A 19,598-nucleotide genomic window follows, 5' to 3' on the forward strand; every position below is an offset into this window, starting at 1 on the left:
AACTAGTGTCGTCCTGGAATGATTACATGATGTCACTCTTACGTCCAGTCACCGCATTCCCGTATCGTGAACGCATGAGCGAAACCCCTGAATCTGCCGCGGGCGTCACCACCCAGGACAGCGCGCGTCGCCCGCCGAGCCTGCTGGCGCTGCCGTCCTACCTCGCCGGGCACATGGCGCGGATCGGCCACGACGCGCTCGTCGAGGCGGTGGGCCGGCACGGGCTGAGGCTGCCGCACTTCGCGACCCTGACCGCGCTCTCGGACTTCGGCCCACTGCCCCAGCACGTGCTGGCCGACCGGCTCGGCTTCCAGCGCAGCCACCTGGGCGGCTACCTGGACGCGATCGAGGAGCGCGGGCTGGTGCGCCGCACCCGCGACCAGTCCGACCGGCGCCGGCAGCTGGTCGAACTGACCGACGAGGGGGCCCGGTTGCAGCGCCGGCTGTGGCAGGTGGCCCAGGAGTCCCAGGACTCCTTCCTCGGCTGCTTCACCCCCGAGGAGCGCGACACCCTGACGACGCTGCTGCGCAGACTGCTGGACGCCGACGACCGGGCACGCGCCTGATAAACACGCAACCGAATTTCGTAAAGACGATTCCGTGCGCCACGTGACCGAAAACCGTTTCATACTGCTGCAACAGAGAATTCACTGAGACGGGTGGAACGTGCGGCCCCGGTTTCATAGAATCGTGCGTGAGTTTTGCTTCGTGCAACGAACATGGCTTACCGGGGGAGAGAGTATGACGCAAACGTCAGAGTTCTTGCGAGGGCCTCTTATACCCGACCAGCGCACCGAACTCCTGCCGGGCCCGGCACCCGTCGCGGTACCCGGCACCGCAGGCTGGCGCATCCTGCTCGTCGAGGGCGACGCCTCCGCCGCCTGCGCCCTGGAGGAGGGGCTGCGCCGGCACGGCCACGAGGTGGCCGCCGTGGACCGGGGCGGCGCCGCCCTGGCCGCCCACGAGAGCGTCGACCTCGTCCTGATGGAACTCGAACTGCCGGACCTGGACGGCCTGGAGGTGTGCAAGGCCATCCGCGCCGTCAGCTGTGTCCCGCTGATCGTCGTCACCGCGCGCGGCTCGGAGCTGGACAGAGTCCTCGGACTCCAGGCCGGCGCGGACGATTACCTGGTCAAGCCGTACGGCTTCCGTGAGTTGCTGGCCCGCATCGACGCGGTCATGAGGCGTGTCCGCATCCAGAGCAGGCGGGGCCGGGCGATCGACCACGGCCCGCTGCACATCGACGTGAACTCCCGCGAGGTCTGCGTGGACGGCCACGGCGTGGACCTGACCCGCAAGGAGTTCGACCTCCTCTGCCTGCTCGCCTCCCACCCCGACACGGTCATCTCGCGCAAGCGCCTGCTCCAGCAGGTGTGGGGCGACTCCTGGTCCCGGCGGACCGTCGACACCCACGTCAGCAGCCTCCGCAGAAAGCTCGGCGACAGCGGCTGGGTCGTCACCGTACGCGGCGTCGGATTCCGTCTCGGACACGCCTGAATTTCCGCTCATGGCAATACGGGAGAGCCGCAGCGGCCTTTTTGCCGTAATTTTTGTCGCCGCGCGGAATAGATCGAGGCGACCGCCCGAGAATCACTCGCTCGGTGCCGGACCTGAAAACGGATTCCGGCACCACCGCGTTTTCCGACCCCCTCCGGGGGCGGACTCCGATTCCCACCGATGGAAGCGAGTCGCGCATGTCTCACCCGCATGAGTCCCCCGTCGTCGTCGCCGGCGCCGGCCCCACCGGGCTGCTGCTCGCCGGTGACCTCGCGGCGGCCGGCGTCGACGTCGTCGTACTGGAGAAGCGCCCCAAGGGCATCAGCAACCTGACCCGCGCCTTCGGCGTGCACGCCCGGACCCTCGAACTGCTCGACGCCCGGGGGCTCGCCGACGAACTCGTCCTCACCGGCCAGACCATCCGCGAGCTGCGGCTGTTCGGGGCGGTGCCGTTCGACATCGGCACGCTGCCGTCCCGGTTCCCCTTCCTGCTGGTCACCCCGCAGTACGAGGTGGAGAAGCTGCTGCTGCGTCGGGCCCTGAAGAACGGCGCGGTCATCCGGTACGGCACGGAGGTCGTCGCTCTGGAGCAGGACGGCGACGGCGTCACCGTGTCGGTGCGCACGGAGGCGGGCGACACGACCGTACGGACCGGGTATCTCGTCGGCACCGATGGGGCGCGCAGTGCGGTGCGGGAGGCGCTCGGGCTGCCCTTCCCCGGCAAGGTGGTGATCCGGTCGGTCGTGCTCGCCGACGTGAAGTTCACCGAGGAGCCGCCCCTCGTGGTGCGGGTGCACGGCACCGGCGGCGCGTTCGGTTTCATCGCCCCCTTCGGTGACGGCTACTGGCGGGTCGGCGGCTGGGACCGCGCGCACCGGGGTGAACCCGACGACTCCCCGGCCGACTTCGAGGAACTGCGCGAACTCATCGAGCGGGCCTTCGGCTCCGACTTCGGGATGCACGACCCGCGCTGGCTGTCCCGCTTCCACAGCGACGAACGCCAGGTCCCGGCCTACCGCGTCGGCCGCGTCCTGCTGGCCGGCGACGCCGCCCACCAGCACTCCCCGGCCGGCGGCCAGGGCATGAACACCGGCCTCCAGGACGCCGCCAACCTTGGCTGGAAGCTGGCGGCGGTACAGGGCGGCCGGTCCGCCGACGCCCTGCTGGACACCTACCACGCCGAACGCCACCCCATCGGCAGGGCGGTCCTGCGCAGCAGCGGCCTCAACCTACGCCTCGCCATGGCCCACAACCCGCTGGAGATCGCCCTGCGCACCGTACGCAAGCTGGTGGTCACCCACGTCCGCCCGGTGACCCGGCAGGCCGTCGGCGAGATCACCGGCATCGGCTTCTCCTACCCCGCCCCGAGAGGCGCGCACCCCCTGACCGGCAAGCGCGCCCCCGACCTGGAGCTGGACCGAGGGCGCCTGTACGAGGTGCTGCGCGAGGGACGTTTCGTGCTGGCGCTGCCGCCGGGTACGCAGGCCGGCGGGCTCGCCCGGGACGGGCTGGTCGTCGCCCACCGCACCGGCGGCGACGAGGCGCTCCTGGTCCGCCCCGACGGCTACTACGCCTGGGCGGGAGCACCGCAGGTCCCCGTCATCGAGGCGGGCCTCGCCCCCTGGACGGGCTGACCGGACCTGGCGGACCGCGTCAGAGCGGTCCGCCGCCACCGGCCGTACGCAGACCATCCCGGGCCCTCAGCGCGGCGGCAGCGGCGAGAGCGTCGGCAGGTGGGCGAGGAAGCCGCCGTCCACGGAGAGCACCTGCCCCGTGATGAACGAGGCGGCCGGGGAGGCGAGGAACGCCACCAACTGGCTCACGTCCTCGGGAGTACCGAGGCGCGGGATCAGGTTCGCGCTCTGGAACATCTGCTGCACCGGCACCGGCATGTCCGCCTCCAGCGCCGGCGTGCGGACCAGCCCCGGCGCGACCGCGTTGCAGCGGATGCCGTCCGCGCCGTACGCGGCGGCCACGAACCGGGTCAGCGCGATCAGCCCGCCCTTGGAGCTGCCGTAGGCGACCATCACCCGGTCACCGGACAGGCCCTGGCCGCTGGCGATGTTGATGATCGACCCGCCGCCGTGCTCGATCATCACCGGAACCGTGTGCTTGCACAGCAGCATCGGCCCCCGCAGATTGACCGCGAGGACCTGGTCCCACAGCTCCACCGACATCGACACGACGTCCCGGTCCTGCCGGATCGCGGACGTCAGCGCCGCGTTGTTGTCCAGGACGTCGATGCCGCCGAAGGTGTCGACCGTGAAGTCCACCAGCCGCTCGACGCTCGCCTCGGAGGATATGTCGACGCCGTGCCCGACCACCGAGAGCCCCTGAGCGGCCAGCTTCTCGGCGGCCGCCTTCGCCGTGTCGTCCGCGACGTCCGCGAGGACGACCTGCGCCCCCGCGACCGCCAGCGCCTCCACCGTCGCGACGCCGATCCCTCCCGCGCCGCCGGTGACCACGGCCACCTTGCCGACCAGGGACTGCGTTCCGTTCGTCATCGGTCAACGACCTCTCGTAGCCAGGCGGAAGTGCGCAGAAGCGGCGCTGTACGGTCGTATCGGGTGTCCGGGAAAGGTCAGGCGGAGGCGCCGAACAGCTCGCCGAACCGCCCGAGCAGCAGGTCGGCGCCCTTGTAGCCGGAGGTCTCCGCCGCGCCCAGCACGACCGGACCGTCGGGGCCCGGCACCTGCGAGGCGCCGCCGGTCGAACCCAGCGGCACGAGCACCGCGTCCGGCCCCGGCCGGTAGGTCTGCTCCACCGGGCGCCCGGCGGCCAGCGCCCTGATGTTGGCCGCGACCGTGACGGCGTGTTCGGTGGCCGCCTTGGACCGCTTCGGCTCGGGCACGGCCGTGACGTCACCGATGGCGAACACGTTCGGCTCGCCCGCCACCCGCAGGTGCTCGTCGACCTCCACATGCCCGTCCGGCCGCCGGGCGGCGGCGAGTTCACCGGCCAGCATGTCGCTGAGCGGCGTCATGCCGTAGCAGCGGAACCACAGGTCCGCGTCGATCCGTACGCCCGCCCCGGTGGTGACCGAGAACGGCTCGCGCACCCCCGCGGGCACCGACGGCGGGGCGGTCAGCGCGCTGCCCAGCTCCAGCCGCACGCCCCGCTGGGCCAGTTGCTCGCGCAACGCGCCGCGCAGCTCGGGCAGATAACGCCCGCCCAGCACGTCCTCGGCGGGGTCGACCACGACCACCTCCGTCTGCGGCCACCGCTCGGTGATCTCCCCGGCCAGCTCAAGCCCGACGGCACCGGCCCCGAGCAGCAACACCCGGGACGAGGCGGCGAGTTCGGCCCGCGTGTCCGCGTGCCGCAGCACGGAGTCGGCGCTGTCCTCGGTGTCCGGCTTCGCCGGGTAGGGGTACGACGAACCGGTGGCGAGGACGACGTAGTCCGCGTCGATGCGCGTGCCGTCGGCCGTGGTGACCCCTCCCGCGTCCACCGCCACCGCGCGATCGCGCACATGCCGGCCCCGGGTGAACAGCCCGTCGTAACCGAAGTAGATCCGCTGGGCCCACTCCTCGTCGACCAGCCCGCGCAGGGCCGCCACCGCGTGGACGAAGGCGTCCTTGGGGTCGATCAGGACGACGTCGAAGTCCGGGTCCAGCTCACGGGCCAGCGCAGCCCCTCCGTATCCGCCGCCGACGATCGCGACCGTGCTGCCCATACGTTGCGCTCCTTGTGCTCACCGCGTCGGTACCACCGGCGGAAGACAGGGCTCCGCCGACCCGCGGGAAGCCTAACCGGCGGCTTGGGTAAAATGCAATCTGCATGGCAATTAATGCCCGAAGCCAGACAGAGACGTCGAGGTGTCGCATGCCCCTGGCCTACGTGTACGACCGGTTCGGCGGACCGGAGGTCGAGCACTTCGCCGACCTCCCGCGACCGGTTCCGGGCCCCGGTGACCTGCTGGTCGCCGTCCGCGCGGCCGGCGTCAACCCCGTTGACTGGAAACGCCGTTCGGGCCGCCGCCCGGCCGGGGCCCCCGCCGTCGTGCTGCCCGCCGTGATGGGCGGCGAGGCGGCAGGCAGGGTCGTCGCGCTCGGCCCCGGCACCACCGGTTTCGCCGTGGGCGACGCGGTCCTCGGCGGCCCGACGACAGGCGGGTACGCGCAGTACACCCTGCTGCCCGCGCGAGGGGCGGTCCGCAAACCGCCGGAAGTCCTCTGGACCGACGCCGCCGCCCTGCCCATCGCCGCCGCCACCGGCTACGCCGCGGTACGGGGGCTCGCCCTGCCGCCAGGCGCGACGCTGCTGGTGACCGGTGTCGGGGGAGGCGTCGGCGTGGCCGCCGCGCAGGTCGCAACGGGTCTGGGGCTGACCGTGGTGGGCTCGGCGGCCGAGGACAAGCGGGCGTTCGTCGAGGACCTCGGTGTTCGGTTCGTCGCCTCCGGACCCGGCCTCGCCGCGCGGATACCGGGCCGCGTGGACGGCGTACTCGACCTGGTCGGCGGAGAGACCCTGCGCGAGAGCGCCGCGCTCCTGGCAGACCGTACGAAACTGGTGAGCGGCGCCGACCGGGACGCCGTCGCCGCACTCGGCGGCGCACCGGTGGGGCCGGTGCGCGACCCGGCGATCCTGGGCGCGGTCGTGGAACTGGTCCGCACCGGCGCCCTGGACCCGAAGGTGACGCACGTGATCCCGTTCGAGCGGGCACCGCAGGCGGTCCGGGCCGTGGAGGGCGGACACAGCCGGGGCAAGACCGTCCTGGAGATGCCACCCTTGGCTTGAGAGCCCGAGCGGGACCGCTCGACCCTCAAGGAAGTAAAATGCACCATGCATGGCAATCTGGCCGACGGGCCATCAGACTCACCGGAGGCTCCCCTGAACACCACACCCGCGGCCCCCGCCGACACCGACGCGCCGCCACGCCCCGGCCGACCCGGCGGCAGAGCCGCGAAACGCCGGGCCATCACCCAGGGAGCGCGTACCGTCTTCGGCCGCGAGGGATACAGCCGCACCAGCATCGAGGCCATCGCAGCCGAGGCCGGGGTGTCCACCCGCACGATCTACAACCACTTCCAGGGCAAGGAACACCTCTTCTCGGAGGTCGTCCACGACAGCGCCAGCCAGGTCGCGGACGCCTTCATCGCGACGGTGGCCGAACAGCTCTCCGGCACCGACGCCCGCGCCGACCTGATCGCCCTCGGCCGCGCCCTCGTCGGCCAGCGCACCCAGTTCCCCGACCACTTCGCGATGATCCGGCAGATCAAGGCCGAGACGCAGCACTTCTCGCCCGCCCTGATCGACACCTGGCAGCAGGCAGGACCCCTCCGCGTCCAGCACGAGGTCTCCCGGCGCCTCTCCCAGCTCACCGACGCCGGCCTTCTGCACATCTCCAGCCCTGCCCGCGCCACCCTCCACTTCGTCGCCCTGGTCAACTCCGAGATCACCATCAGCCCCTACGCCAGCCGCGCCCCGAGCCCGGCACAGGTCCGCGCCTGCGTCACCCGCGCGGTCGACGCGTTCCTGCACGGTTACGGAGGCGCCGCCGGCGAGGACTGAGCACATCTCCACCACGTCCCCAACGGCGGGCCCCGGAGGCCGGCGCCCGCTGCCCGGCAGCTCGGCCCGTCCTACGTCCACGCGCCCGTGCTCGGCTCCGTGCCGGCTGCCGCCGCGGGCGCCCTGCAGCTTCTCGCCGCCGCCGACCAAGACGCGCTCGGCACCGTGCGGCGCGTCGACGCCGCCACCGCCGCCGCGCTCAAGCTGATCGCCAACAACAGCCTCGCCGGCGCCGTCCTCGCACTGCGCGACTCACTGCGGCAAGCCGACGCCCTCGGCCTGCAGCGCGCCCAGGTGCTGGACGCCCTCGAACTCGGCCAGCTCGGTGGCTCGTGGACCGCAAACGCCCCTTCCTCGACGGTGAGACGCCCGTCGGCAGCGCCGACTTCACGATCGGTGCGCTGGTCAAGGACATGACTCTGCTGGCCGACGCGTCGAACACGCCTCTGCGCAGCGCCGTCGGTCTGGCTGACATCCCTGCCGCGCCAGAGGCCGACATCGCCATTGCCGCCGCGGTCCCCGCTGTGTCGGACGCCGTTCTCGAACCGCTCCGCGCCTACATTCGCGGACGTGCCACCGGCGAGCCCACCCACTTCCGCGACGCGTTCCTGCCCACCGCCCACATCGAGGGAATCCGGGGCGGCGCTTTCGTCTCGTGGCCTCTGGATGAATACTGCGCTCTCTTTACCGGCCACTCGGCCCCGGGCGAACCGAGCCGCTCTCGCCGGATCGACACCGTCGACGTCCACGGCACCATCGCAAACGCGACCATGACGCTCCAGCACGGCGCGGACACCTTCACCGACATGTTCCTGCTGGTCCGCGTCGGCGACAGTCGGCGCATCGCCAACAAGGCTTATCACCGGCGCTCATGAGACAGCGAGAAGCGATCCCTCGCCCGTTTCAGCGTCGCGTCAGGATCAGGTGTTCCGGCCGGTGAAGCCGGTGAATGGCTGTTCGCTGCGGAGCCTTCGTATCTCACCGTACGCAGTCTCCAGTCGTCGGGCGAGGTCGCGCTCTCGGCTCGTAGCTGCTTGATCCGTGCGAGGGCGGCCTCCCAGCACATCCTTTGGCGGCTGGACCAAAACCTTTACGATCCACGGCTCTGAGCCGCCATCGTGGACCGACTGACGTTCGGCGGCAACATCATCGAGACAGGCACCGACTCCTACCGGCTGGCTGTCAACCGCGCCCGCGCCGAACAGATGGCGGCGGCCGCGGACGCCGGTTGACGAAGCCGTGAGGCGGGTCGCGGTATCCCCGCGCCCGCCGCCGCTGGCCTACCGCAGGGAGATATTGAGCTTCTCGCCGACGGTTCGGTAGCCGATCCGGGCGTAGATCCTTTCGATACCCGGATCGCCCGGCTCCAGCCACACCGTCCGGCAGCCTCGATCCAGGACTGCAGCGGTCAGGTAGGCGGAGAGCATCGCGCCGATACCGCGCCGCCGGGAGCTTTCGGCGACCGCGAGGCCGGCCAACTCACTCAAGCTGTCCACCGGCGATGAGCAGACGCCCGCGCCGACCGCGGTGCCGTCGCCGGCGCTGGCCAGGGCGACGACGCCGCCGCCCGCGATGGTGTCGCGCAGCCAGGCAGTCTCACCCGTTGTCGGCTCACCCGACTGTCCGTACCCGGCGTGCTGCACCACCGTGGTGGCAAGGAGCCCGGCGTCATCGGTCGGCTCAGTGATCAGGACGCTGGTCGCCGCTCTGGGGGTGATGAGTGTTTCAGCTGAGCAGGCCACGCGGCGCGGTTCTCGGCCGTGAACCCCGCCGCGAGCAGGGCCAGTTCAACCTGCGACGCGCAGGTGGGCAGGTACTCCAGACGCGGCACCCGATCGAGCGTGCGAAACATGCTGATGAGGGCGCTGATCTCGCTCGCGGTCGGCGCGGCCCCGTCATCCGGGATCGCGTAGTTGGCGAAAGGGCTCGGCCAGTTCCGGTCATAGCGCACCACGAACGGGCCGCTCCGCACATGGCCGTCGGAACGCAGGGCGCGCGTGCGCGCATGGTTTTGGACGTCGAAGTCCATAGGGAGATCCCTCTGAAGGCATGTAAAGACTCGCGCTGGAAGACCGCACTGAACGCCTTCGGCATCACTTTCGACGGCCGCCTCTCCGCAGCCCGTCAGTAACCGTCAACCCCGGTTACACCGCTCGTTTGACAGACCCAAACAGGGGCCGCGTCATCACCTCCCACACTGTCCTGCGCACGGCTCATCTCCCAGTACCCGCTGGAACAGGCAACGGCTCTCTTATGCGGCGGGGGTGGCGTACAGGACGAGGTTGCTGTCATAGCTGTGAGTTTGGAGATCGTAGGAGCCGGTGCAGGTGACGAGGGCCAGCCGGTGGCTGCCGCCGCGGGTGAACAGGCCGGCCGGGAGTGCTCTCTGCGGGTAGGTGCGGCGGGCCACGACCGTATAGGGATACGCGCAGCCGTTCGCACCGATCACCTCGATCCTCGCCGCCACGGGAAGGGAATGCAGCGCGGCGAAGGCCCTCAGCCCGGTGGGGGTGTCGACGTGCCCGGCGAGCAGAGTGGTCCCCCGGGTGGCTCCCGGGGCTGCCCCCAGCGCCCACCACCCGCCGTGGCGGGCGTCCGTGGGCAGGACCAGAGCGCCGTCGTGCGTCACGGCGACGGGAACGATCGGGACCCGCCAACCGCCCGGGCCACGCAGCTCCACGGGCGGTGACGGTGCGGGTGGGGTAGCCCGCGCGGCGGTGGCGACATCCGTGGGCGGTATGGCCCCCTCGGCCCGCGAGCGCTCGGAGGCCCTCATGATCAGCAACCCAGTGGCCGAGACCACCAGGCCGACGCTTACTGTCGCGGCGGCGGCCGCCCGACCGCACGCCGCTGTCCGCTTCATCGGTTTAACGACGCAGCGACTGAACGGCCCGACAGCCGGGCGGCCCGATGACCGGACACCTCAACGGTTCTGGGCCGACCGTCGCCGCCCGCGCAGCAGCCAGACGCCGCCGAGTGCTGCGAGGAAACCGCCACCGACGGTGCTCACGGCGCCGGCCGTCGCGCCGTCGGACGCCGCGGCCATCTGCCCGCCGTTTCCAGCCTTGACCATGCCTGCGTCCTTGCCCGTATGACAGGTGCCGCCCCGCACCATGTCCAGGTGCATCGCCACGACCGGTCGCGCCGCCCGCGCAGGGGCCTTGACCTCGGTGTTCCGCCCGGTGTTGAGCTCGCTATCGATCAGGGCCAGCGTCTTGGTGTGCGCGGCTTCCTGGGTTTTCAGCCACGCCGCCGTCATACGCCGACGTGCCGGCCTTGGCCTGCACCGCGACCAGCTCCTGCTTCTGCTCGAGCGTCGGGGTGCCGGGCAGCACCACACCCAGCTTGTCCGCCAGCATCTTCACGTCCGCGTCCAGCTTGCCGTGGTCACGCACGAGAATCGCGCCCACCTGCTTCACACAGGCACTGATCGCATTCTTCTGCGCGTCCTGACCGGCGGCGATCTCCGCGAGGTTGCCCTGGTGCGCCGACTTCACGAACACCGCGTCCTGATCACTCACCGCAGCGGCGACCGAGGGCGCCACCGATATCGCGGACACGGCAACCACCAGACCGACAACAGACGTCAGCTGAGTACGCATCACGACCTGCTCCTTTCACGCCGACCGAGGATCGGACCGGGCGCGACACGCGCGAGCGCCGTTCCACGCGCCACGCCGGACAGCACGGGGCAGCCGCCTGTTTCACTCCACTGTCCGACGCATCAGGCACCTCAAACGGGCTGCGCCCGGTGACCGCTCGCATCCCAGGCTCGGTGTCGGCGTACTCGTTTTTATATGTGGCCCTGGCAAGGATTCGGAGCGTAGGGGAATCCTTGCGGAGTACTGGTGTTGGGGCAGCCGGACATGCTGGTGCTGCAGTGATGCGACATCCCCGTCCAGCCACGCCGCACCGCCATGCGGCACTCAGGGCGGAGCGCGCGCCGCCACTCTCCGCCCATTCAGCGCCGCATGGCGGATGCCGGTCAGGCCAGGTCGCTTCCGAAGGCGGTCGACAGGTACGCACGGGCCTCGGTGATGGACCGGTCGATGATTCGGGCTGCTTCGCGGGCCTCGTCGGGCTGGTGGCCAGCCTGGACCTGCAGCCGGAAGCGGGACGAGCCGGTCGGGGTCACCGGGAACTCCACCATGAAGGCGAGCACACCCTGGTCGAACAGGAGCCGGTTGGTGACCCGGGCCAGCTTCTCGTTCCCGATCAGCAGCGGGACGATCGGGGACGGGAAGCCCATGCAGGTCAGCCCGCGTCCGCCGAGCTCGTCCCGGAGGGCGTCGATCGCCTGGAACAGCCGTCCGCGCAGCTCGTCGCCCTCAGGCGAACGGATGATCTTGGCTGCCGTGAGCACGACTGCGGTCTGTATGGGGGACAGGGCGTTGGAGAAGAAGTGGGAGCCGCCGAACATCTTCACGTACTGCTTCACGGCGGGCGAGTTGGAGGCGAGGAATCCCCCGTTGGAAGCGAAGCTCTTGGAGAAGGCCCCCATCACCAGGTCCACTTGGCCCAGCATCTTCTGCATGCCGAGCACGCCGCTGCCACCCGGCCCCATGGAGCCCAGGTCGTGGGCCACGTCGACCAGGAGAGTGGCGTTGTGCTCGTGGCACACGCTCTGCAGCGCGGCCAGGTCCGGCCAGTCGGCGTCCACCGAGAACAGGCCGTCGGTGACGACGAGGATGCCGTTCCGCGCGTCCTGCGCCCGGATCTCACGCAGGTGGCCGCGTACGGCGTCCACGCTCAGGTGTTCGTAACGGCGGACGTTCCGGGTGGCCGCCCGCGCTCCCTGCTGCAGGCACGAGTGCGCGAGCCGGTCGATCACCACGTGGTCCTCGGGACGCACCAGACCGACGATGGTGCCGAAGCCGGCGGCCCAGCCCGTCGGGAAGAGGGTGACGTGCTCGGCTCCCACCAGGGCGCCCAGGACCTCTTCCAGTTCGTTGGAGATCGTGGTGTTGCCCAGCACCATCGGCGAGCCGGCGCTGTGCGGCCCGTAGTCGCGCAGCGTCCGGGCCGCGGCTTCGCGGATCGCGGGGTGGGAGTTGAACGAGAGGTAGTCCTGAGAGTTGAAGTTGATGCCGCGGGTGCGCCGTCCGAGGTCGTTGGTGATGACCGCGGTGTCGCCGGGGGCCTGCTCCAGGACACGCGAGTACTGCCAGGTCTCCGTACGGCGGCGGGCCTCCACCCATCCGTGGAAGTCCTCGGTACGCCGCATCAAATCACGGCCCACGGGCCGGTAGAAGTCGTAGGCGTTCTTGTCGAGCGCGTACTCCTCGTCCGCGTCGGCGGGGCGGCGCAGGTGCTCGGGCTCCCACATCTCCTTGAGGTCGGTGGCGGCGCGGGGGTATTCGTCGCGGAGGAATGTGCAGAGCAGGTCCAGTTCGGCTTCGAATTTCTGGCTGGATCCGAGCTGCATGAGAAAGTCCCACGGGATGTGGGAGGCCCAGTTGCGCATCATCTCGGATATGCCCCGGGCCGATTCGCCGATTTTAGCGGAGCATTCGACGAGTGCGTGGCAGCTCTCGGGATCGTCGCGGAGCACCTCCTCGGCGCTGCGCCCGTCAAGCCGCAGTACGGCCAGGTTGGCTGCGGTGAGGATCTCCCTGACCAGTTCGCCGTCCTCACGCGCCGATGTCTTCTGTTGTGCCCGCATGTCCTGGCGTTCCCCTGTTTCCCGCTCGTCGTGCTCTTCCTGGTCCGACCGACTCACCTGATCTGCCTGGTTCAATTGGCTCACCGTTCCGCTGCTCTGATTTTCCGTTTTCGGTCTCGGGATCAGGTGAATAGGTTCTGCCGGTAGCTCTCGGACGCGTTCTCGAAGTTTTCGAAGATGGGAAAGGCGTCCGAGCGCTGCTTCGCGGCGTCGTTGAGCAGGAAGAGATTCGATGCCTGGAAGAACTCGGAGACCGGGGCGATATCGGCGTGGGTCGCGATAAACCGGTTGGTCTCGTCCTGATTGCTCTGCAGAGCGACGAAGAGCTGCAACTCGTCGTGCCGCAGGGTCTGCATTTCGGCCAGCGTGCAGGTGTAGTCGTAGTACGCCGCGGCGGTCTGACTGCGCCGGCGGCTGCGGTAGTGGCTCAGCGCCTGGTCCATCGGCTGCTCCCCGGCCAGCCACGAGTGGAGCGCGGAGGAGGCCAGCTCCGCGTCGCGGAAGGCATACGTCATGCCCGTCGCGGTGCACTGGTCCTTGAAGCACTCCGCGTCCCCCACCAGGACCCACCCGGGGCCGGACAGCGGGCGGACGAAGGCTGCCTGGTCCAAAGTCCCGAAGAAACGCTCCTCACGGCTGCCGGAGGTGCGGACCAACTCCCCGATCTCCGGGCTGACGAAGTCCAGCGCCTTGTGGAAGTTGCCGCCGAGGTCGCTGCGGAATTCCCTGGACCACTCGCTCGGCCCCCAGACCAGAGTCATGTTCTGGCCGAAGTTCGTCGGGACCACCGCCATGCCCATGCGTCCACGGCGGTGCAGGTGAGCTGTGGTCAGGTCGAAACCGGAGAAGTAGCTCCAGTAGGCAAAGGTGCACTTGGGCCGCTGGTCGTGCTTGGGCAGCTTCAAGGCCCTGGCGACCAGGGAGTTGCGCCCGTCCGCGCCGACGACGACCCGGGCCCGCTCCTCCACCCTGTCCCCACCCCTGGTGCGCCCGCGCACGCCGACGACCTGCTCGCCGTCGTACATCAGGTCCTCGACGGTGAACCCCTGGCGCACCTCGGCACCGGCCTCGGCGGCGGCCTCGATCAGGATCTGGTCCAGGACCTGGCGCCTCACCGACGCGTAACGCTGGACCACGCCGAAGTCGTCCTGGTGCATCTCCTTGAAGTGCAGGCGCAGCAGGTCCATCGGGACCTCGCCGGCCAGGGGAATCCCCTCGTTCACCAGGTTGACCACGGTGTGGGACGGGGTTGAGGCCAGGACCTTGTCCAGCAGCCCCCAGCGGTTCAGATACGACATTCCGTGCGGCCACAGGAAATGCGTGGACAGGACGTCGCTGGGAAATGTGGACCTGTCGACCAGCAGGACCCGATGGCCCTTCCTGGCGAGCAGCGCAGCAGTCGACGCACCCGAGCATCGGGCACCGACAACAATCACGTCATACACGGATGGATTACCAGTCTCTCTTAAGAACATAAGGTGAATGACCGCTCTTTCCTCATGCGGTCGGGCCCGGATCGCGTGCCTCTCAAGCCGTCAGCCCTGCCGAGGAATGAGGGGACGGAGCGTCCGCTGGGATGGTTCCGGCGCTTGGAACTGTGGGTCCCGGGGGATCGGCACGGTGGTCTGCCTCTGGGCCAGGAGCCGGGCCAAGGCGAGCTGGACGACGGTGATGCCCTTGGCGGCGGCGATGCTGTGCTCCTGACGAAGGGGGTGGCGGGGATGGGGCAGACAGCCGGTCAGGCGGCGGTTCGAGCTGGGTGTGAGGGGGCCGGTCGCGTAGGGCCGGAGCGGTGTACGGGGCCGGTGCCGCGGGACAGGGGCCGGCCGGTGGCCCGGTTGCTGTGGGCGATGATCTCCGCGGTGATGGAGATGGCTGTTTCCTGGGGGGTGTGGGCGCCGAGGTCGAGGCCGATCGGGGAGTTGAGGCGGGCGAGTTGCGCCTTCGTGACGCCGGCTTCGCGCAGCCGCTGGTCGCGGTCCTCGTGGGTGCGGCGGGAGCCCATCGCGCCGATGTATCCGACGGGGAGATCAAGCGCCTGGACGAGGAGGGGGATGTCGAACTTGGCGTCGTGGGTGAGGACGCAGATGGCGGTGCGGGCGTCCGTCTCGGTGGCCGCGAGGTAGCGGTGGGGCCAGTCGACGACCACTTCGTCGGCGTGCGGGAAGCGGGCGGCGGTAGCGAAGACGGGGCGGGCGTCGCAGACGGTGACGCGGTAGCCGAGGAAGCTCGCGGCCTGGCTGAGGGCGGCGGCGAAGTCGACGGCGCCGAAGATCAGCATGCGAGGCGGGGCGGCGTGGGTGTGGACGAGGATCGAGAGCTTGGCGGGGCAGGTGTCGGGGTCTCCGCCGACGACGATCGTGGCGGTGCGTCCCGCCCTCAGTAGGGCGCGGGCCTGTGCCACGACCGTCCGGTCCTCGTTCTCGCTGCCCAGAGTGCCGTCGTACGCGCTGCCGTCACCGAGAAGGCTCAGGGTGCGGCCGAGGAGGTCGGCGGGGCCGTCGACCACGTGGGCCACGGCGGCGGGTCTGCCCCGTACGACTTCTTCGAGGGCGGTGGTGAGGTGGCTCTGCTCTGTCGGCCCCACCCGCTGGACCAGGACGTCGATCTCGCCGCCGCAGGTCAGGCCGACGGCGAAGGCGTCGTCGTCGGAGTAGCCGAACCGGGCGCGGGTGGGGCCGCCGCCGTCCTGGAGCAGTTGCGTGCACAGCTCGTAGACGGCTCCTTCCACGCAGCCGCCGGAGATGCTGCCGACCACCGTGCCGTCGGTGTCGACGGCGAGCGCGGTGCCGGGCGGCAGGGGTGCGCTGCCGCTGACCTGGACGACGGTGGCGAGGGCGAAGGGGCGGCTTTGGTGGCACCAGGCGTGCAGCGTGTCTGCGATGTTCAGCATGGACGGGACTCCGTAAGGGACAGTTGTGGGCGGGCCGTCGCCGTGCCGGGCGAGGGTGAGGAGTGACACGGCGACGGCCCTGGTGTCCGGCGGTAGCCCGCTCAGCCACCGCCGGACGGTCGAAGGGGCACCCCATGGGCACCCAGGTGATCAGAGCAGGGCTTCCGCGGTGATGGGCAGTTCGCGGATGCGGCGGCCGGTGGCGTGGAAGACCGCGTTGGCGATGGCGGGTGCCACCCCGACCTGGACGATCTCCCCCAGGCCCTTGACGCCGATGGGGTCGGCCTCGCGGTCGTCGCCGTCGAGGTAGATGGCCCGCAGGTCCGGGACGTCGGCGTTGACGGGGACGAGGTAGTTGGCGAGGTCGGCGTTGACGATGCGGCCGTCGCGGTGGTCGGTGACCGTGTGCTCCAGCAGGGCCTGGCCGATGCCGCCGACCATGCCGCCCAGGGCCTGGCTGTCGGCGAGTTTGGGGCTGATGATGCGGCCCGCGTCGTACACGCCGAGCATGCGCCGCACCCGGACCAGACCCAGCCGGGCGTCGACCGCGACCTCGGCGAAGACCGCGCCGTAGGCGAAGAGGGAGAACCGTTCCGGCCCGGTGGGCCGGGTGAAGGATCCCATCACTTCGAGGTGGGTGCGGTTGTTGCGGGTCAGGAGTCGCTGGTAGGTCTCGCCGCGGGCGGGGTTGGTCTTCACGTGCAGCCGCCCGCCGCGGACCACGACGGTGTCGGGATCGAGGCCGTACAACGGCGATTTCTCGTCCTCGACGGCGAGCTTGACGGCTTGCTTCCGCAGCTTGTCGCAGCCGTCCTGGACGGCTGATCCGACGCTGGCCATGGTCCAGGAGCCGCCGTGCGGCGGGGCCGGCGGCATGAGCGAGTCGCCGAGGCGGAACGTCACCTTGCTCATCGTCAGGCCGAGGGCGTCGGCGGCGAGCTGGGTCTGGGAGGTGTAGGTGCCCGGGCCCATGTCGCTGGCCGCGGACTGGATGAGCGCGGTGCCGTCGGCGTCCAGCCTGACCGATGCCTGGGCGTCGTTGCGGGCGGTGTCGTAGACGCCGGTGGCCATGCCGGTGCCGATCAGCCAGTCGCCGTCACGGGTGGAGCGCGGGCCGGGGTTGCGGCGGTGCCAGCCGAACTCGCGGGCGCCGACCGTGTAGCACTCGCGCAGCCTGCGGGTGGAGAACGGCAGCCCGCTGGACTCATCCTCCTCGGGTTCGTTGCGCAGCCGCAGCTCGATCGGGTCGATGCCGAGCTTGTGGGCGAGTTCGTCCATGGCCGACTCGATGGCGTACGAGGCGGTGGTGTACCCGGGGCCGCGCATGAACAGCGGGGTGTGCACGTCCAGCGGTACCGTCCGGTACTCCTGGCTGACGTTGGGCATGCTGTAGAGCATCTGTCCCGGGACGAGGACGGACTCCATGAACGTCTCGTACGACGATGTCTCGGCGCGCACGTCATGGGTCATCGCGGTCAGGCGGCCTCGCCGGTCGCTGCCCAGGCGCACCTTGTACTCGTACGTGGGCCGGAAGCCCGTTCCGAAGTACAGCTGTTTACGGGTCAGGGCGAGTTTGACGGGGCGCTTCACCTCGCGGGCGGCGAGGGCCGCGATGACGACGTGCGGCCAGGCCCGCAGCCCGCTGCCGAAGCCGCCGCCGACGAACGGCGAGATGACGCGCACCGACGGCGGCGCCATACCGAACACCGTGGCGAGTTCTATCTGTGTGCCGAACACCCACTGGGTCTTGTCCCACACGGTGAGCTGATCGCCGTCCCAGCGGGCGGTGGTGGCGTGCGGCTCCATCGCGTTGTGGTTGTTGCGGGCGAGGTGGTAGGTCATCTCCATGCGTACGGCGGCCGAGTCCAGCGCCTTGTCCGTATCGCCCCGTGCGTATTTCTGTGGCTCGCCTGGCTGTGCGTCAGCCATGTCGGTCGACGGCCGCTCGGCGTCGTAGTTCACCTTCACCAGACTGGCGCCGTGCTGGGCGGCCTCCAGGGTGGTGGCCACCACGACGGCGACCGGCTGACCGTGGAAGAGGACCTTGTCGTCCTGGAAGACGTGCAGTCGCTCGCCCGGCGGGGCGGTGGGCAGCGGGTTGCGCTGGTAGGGCAGCTTGGGAGCGTTGAGGTGGCTGATCACTTTCAGCACGCCGGGGTGGGCGAGCGCGGCGCGGGTGTCGATGCCGGTGATGCGGCCCTTGCCGACGCTGCTGTCGACGACGACCGCGTGCACGGCTCCGTCGAGGTCGTGGTCGACGGCGTACAGCGCCTTGCCGGTGACCTTCAGCCGGCCGTCCACCCGGGAGAGCGCGGCGCCGACGGCTGCCTGTGGCTGCGGACTCATGCGGTGCCTCCTACGATGCGCAGCTGGCGCTCGACGGTCCGTTTCACCAGCTCGACCTTGAAGCGGTTGTGCTCCAGGGGGCGGGCTCCGTCCGCCGCTCGTTCCGCGGCGTCCGTCCACAGGGCTTTCGAGGGGCGTTCGCCGATCAGGTGCCGCTCTACCGCGGGCAGCTTCCACGGCACCGTGCCGACCCCTCCGGCCGCCACCTTCGCCTCCCGGATCACCCCGCCGCGGATGTGCAGGGCGACGGCCGCCGAGGTCAGGGCGAACTCGTAGGACTGCCGGTCGCGGACCTTCAGATAGCCCGACTTGAGCGGACGCGGATGGGCCGGGATCTCCACTGCCGTAATCAAATCGCCCTTTCGCAGGGCATGTTCACGGTTTGGGGTGCTGCCGGGCTGGAGGAGGAAGTCCGCGAAGGCGACCGTGCGCTCACCGGCCGGGCCCAGCAGGTGGACGGTCGCGTCCAGTGCGGCGAAGGCCACGGCGACGTCGGAGGCGTGCGTGGCCACGCAGTCCTTGGACGTGCCGAGGATCGCGTGGGTGCGGTTGAAGCCTTCGAGCGCGGCGCATCCGGAACCTGGCTCGCGTTTGTTGCAGGCGGCGGTCACGTCACGGAAGTACGTGCACCGGGTGCGCTGCATGATGTTGCCGCCGATGGTGGCCATGTTCCGCAACTGGGCGGACGCGCTCAACTCCAGGGCCTGCGAGATGACCGGGTACGTGGTGCGCACCTTGGGGTGGGCGGCGGCCTCGGCCATCCGCACCAGCGCACCGATCCGCAGCCCGCCGCGCTCGGTGACACTCACCTCGCGCAGCGGCAGACTGGTGATGTCGACCAGCGCCTCGGGGCGTTCGACGGTCTCACGCATCAGGTCGACCAGGGTGGTGCCGCCGGCTATGTAACGCCCGCCGCGGCGACCGGCGTCGAGGGCTTCTCGGGTGTTGGTGGCCCGCGTGTAGGAGAAGGGGTACATGGCGCTCACTTCCCCTGCGCGGTCTGCTCGACCGCACGCACGATCTTCACGTAGCAGCCGCAGCGGCAGATGTTGCCGCTCATCCACTCCCGGATCTCGTCCTTGGAGCCGGTGTGCCCTTCCTGGATGCAGCCGACGCCGGACATGATCTGACCCGGTGTGCAGAACCCGCACTGGAACGCGTCCTGCTCGACGAACGCCCGCTGCAGCGGGTGGAGTTCGTCGCCATCGGCCAGGCCCTCGATGGTGGTGACCTCGACGCCCTCCAGGCGCACCGCCAGCGTCAGACAGGAGTTGACCCGCCGTCCGTCGACCAGGACCGTGCAGGCCCCGCAAGCGCCCGCGTTGCAGCCCTTCTTGGTGCCGGTCAGGCCGAAGTGCTCGCGTAGGAGGTCCAGCAGTGAGGTCCGGTTGTCGATGACGGCGATGTGCCGCTTGCCGTTCACGGTCAGCGCGACGCGACCGCTGGGTGAAGCTTCGGCGGCGGACGCCTCCTCGGCGCCAACCCCAGAGGCTCCCGCGACCAGGCCGCCCGCCATCACGGCGCTGCCGACGGCGGTCGTCGTGGCGATGAACGTTCGTCGGGACGGTGCCGGCGCGGGCCCGTCAGGGGGAGAACCGTATGACTCGGGAAGTCCGGTGGACATAGCCACTCTCTTCGTTCGGTGACAGCTGGGGTGGAGGGGTCGGTGGTCTCGCTCATCGGCGT

The 19,598-nt window shown here is 70.2% G+C and carries 18 protein-coding genes and 2 pseudogenes; 7 read left to right on the plus strand and 13 right to left on the minus strand.

What is annotated here, in order from left to right:
• Positions 1–74 precede the first annotated feature (74 nt).
• From ACWD0J_RS28665 to ACWD0J_RS28675, 3 genes are all read left to right on the plus strand, one after another.
• Positions 75–566, plus strand: a complete 492-nt coding sequence (locus tag ACWD0J_RS28665; protein ID WP_451498739.1) for a MarR family winged helix-turn-helix transcriptional regulator — start codon at positions 75–77, stop codon at positions 564–566.
• A 175-nt stretch (positions 567–741) separates the two neighbouring features.
• A complete protein-coding gene (locus ACWD0J_RS28670; RefSeq protein ID WP_451498740.1) occupies positions 742–1,497 on the plus strand; it encodes a response regulator transcription factor in 756 nt (251 codons plus the stop codon).
• 197 nt (positions 1,498–1,694) lie between these two features.
• Complete coding sequence (locus ACWD0J_RS28675; RefSeq protein ID WP_451498741.1) at positions 1,695–3,131, plus strand: FAD-dependent oxidoreductase; 1,437 nt, start codon at positions 1,695–1,697, stop codon at positions 3,129–3,131.
• 66 nt (positions 3,132–3,197) lie between these two features.
• On the opposite strand, the gene ACWD0J_RS28680 is transcribed toward ACWD0J_RS28675, so the two are convergent.
• Positions 3,198–4,001: an SDR family NAD(P)-dependent oxidoreductase gene (locus ACWD0J_RS28680; RefSeq protein ID WP_451498742.1), complete on the minus strand. Its 804-nt coding sequence runs from the start codon at positions 3,999–4,001 to the stop codon at positions 3,198–3,200.
• Positions 4,002–4,078: 77 nt separating this feature from the next.
• Positions 4,079–5,173 carry an NAD(P)/FAD-dependent oxidoreductase gene (locus ACWD0J_RS28685; RefSeq protein WP_451498743.1) on the minus strand — a complete coding sequence of 365 codons (1,095 nt, stop codon included), beginning with the start codon at positions 5,171–5,173 and terminating at the stop codon, positions 4,079–4,081.
• A gap of 149 nt (positions 5,174–5,322) precedes the next feature.
• Between ACWD0J_RS28685 and ACWD0J_RS28690 the strand changes: the two genes are divergently transcribed.
• The 4 genes and pseudogenes from ACWD0J_RS28690 to ACWD0J_RS28705 form a co-directional block, all read left to right on the plus strand.
• Complete coding sequence (locus ACWD0J_RS28690) at positions 5,323–6,237, plus strand: NADP-dependent oxidoreductase (protein ID WP_451498744.1); 915 nt, start codon at positions 5,323–5,325, stop codon at positions 6,235–6,237.
• Positions 6,238–6,282: 45 nt separating this feature from the next.
• On the plus strand, positions 6,283–7,011 hold the full coding sequence (locus tag ACWD0J_RS28695; protein WP_451498745.1) for a TetR/AcrR family transcriptional regulator: 729 nt from the start codon (positions 6,283–6,285) through the stop codon (positions 7,009–7,011).
• Between the two features lie 30 nt (positions 7,012–7,041).
• Positions 7,042–7,886, plus strand: a pseudogene (locus ACWD0J_RS28700) (nuclear transport factor 2 family protein); the annotation flags it as partial.
• A gap of 190 nt (positions 7,887–8,076) precedes the next feature.
• Positions 8,077–8,243: pseudogene (locus ACWD0J_RS28705) on the plus strand (ATP-binding protein); the annotation flags it as partial.
• A 48-nt stretch (positions 8,244–8,291) separates the two neighbouring features.
• On the opposite strand, the gene ACWD0J_RS28710 reads toward ACWD0J_RS28705, so the two are convergent.
• The 11 genes from ACWD0J_RS28710 to ACWD0J_RS28760 all read right to left on the minus strand — a co-directional run bounded on the left by ACWD0J_RS28710 (position 8,292) and on the right by ACWD0J_RS28760 (position 19,536).
• A complete protein-coding gene (locus ACWD0J_RS28710) occupies positions 8,292–8,753 on the minus strand; it encodes a GNAT family N-acetyltransferase (RefSeq protein WP_451498746.1) in 462 nt (153 codons plus the stop codon).
• On the minus strand, positions 8,699–9,040 hold the full coding sequence (locus ACWD0J_RS28715) for a hypothetical protein (RefSeq protein ID WP_451498747.1): 342 nt from the start codon (positions 9,038–9,040) through the stop codon (positions 8,699–8,701). The genes ACWD0J_RS28710 and ACWD0J_RS28715 overlap by 55 nt, the downstream gene beginning before the upstream one ends.
• 222 nt (positions 9,041–9,262) lie before the next feature.
• Positions 9,263–9,640 carry a class F sortase gene (locus tag ACWD0J_RS28720; RefSeq protein WP_451498748.1) on the minus strand — a complete coding sequence of 126 codons (378 nt, stop codon included), beginning with the start codon at positions 9,638–9,640 and terminating at the stop codon, positions 9,263–9,265.
• A gap of 294 nt (positions 9,641–9,934) precedes the next feature.
• Positions 9,935–10,270 carry a DUF4142 domain-containing protein gene (locus ACWD0J_RS28725; protein ID WP_451498749.1) on the minus strand — a complete coding sequence of 112 codons (336 nt, stop codon included), beginning with the start codon at positions 10,268–10,270 and terminating at the stop codon, positions 9,935–9,937.
• A complete protein-coding gene (locus ACWD0J_RS28730) occupies positions 10,206–10,613 on the minus strand; it encodes a DUF4142 domain-containing protein (protein WP_451498750.1) in 408 nt (135 codons plus the stop codon). Before ACWD0J_RS28730 ends, ACWD0J_RS28725 begins: the two co-directional genes overlap by 65 nt.
• A 383-nt stretch (positions 10,614–10,996) precedes the next feature.
• Positions 10,997–12,673 carry an aminotransferase class I/II-fold pyridoxal phosphate-dependent enzyme gene (locus ACWD0J_RS28735; RefSeq protein ID WP_451498751.1) on the minus strand — a complete coding sequence of 559 codons (1,677 nt, stop codon included), beginning with the start codon at positions 12,671–12,673 and terminating at the stop codon, positions 10,997–10,999.
• A gap of 122 nt (positions 12,674–12,795) precedes the next feature.
• A complete protein-coding gene (locus tag ACWD0J_RS28740) occupies positions 12,796–14,148 on the minus strand; it encodes an NAD(P)/FAD-dependent oxidoreductase (protein ID WP_451498752.1) in 1,353 nt (450 codons plus the stop codon).
• A gap of 263 nt (positions 14,149–14,411) precedes the next feature.
• A complete protein-coding gene (locus tag ACWD0J_RS28745) occupies positions 14,412–15,566 on the minus strand; it encodes an XdhC family protein (RefSeq protein WP_451498753.1) in 1,155 nt (384 codons plus the stop codon).
• Between the two features lie 150 nt (positions 15,567–15,716).
• The gene (locus ACWD0J_RS28750; RefSeq protein WP_451498754.1) at positions 15,717–17,912 is read right to left on the minus strand and encodes a xanthine dehydrogenase family protein molybdopterin-binding subunit; all 2,196 of its coding nucleotides are present in this window, start codon (positions 17,910–17,912) and stop codon (positions 15,717–15,719) included.
• A complete protein-coding gene (locus ACWD0J_RS28755; protein WP_451498755.1) occupies positions 17,909–18,889 on the minus strand; it encodes an FAD binding domain-containing protein in 981 nt (326 codons plus the stop codon). Before ACWD0J_RS28755 ends, ACWD0J_RS28750 begins: the two co-directional genes overlap by 4 nt.
• 5 nt (positions 18,890–18,894) lie before the next feature.
• Entirely contained in the window at positions 18,895–19,536 is a 642-nt protein-coding gene (locus ACWD0J_RS28760; protein ID WP_451498756.1) for a (2Fe-2S)-binding protein, read from the minus strand.
• Positions 19,537–19,598: the final 62 nt, after the last annotated feature.

Source organism: Streptomyces sp. NPDC003011, assembly GCF_053591515.1.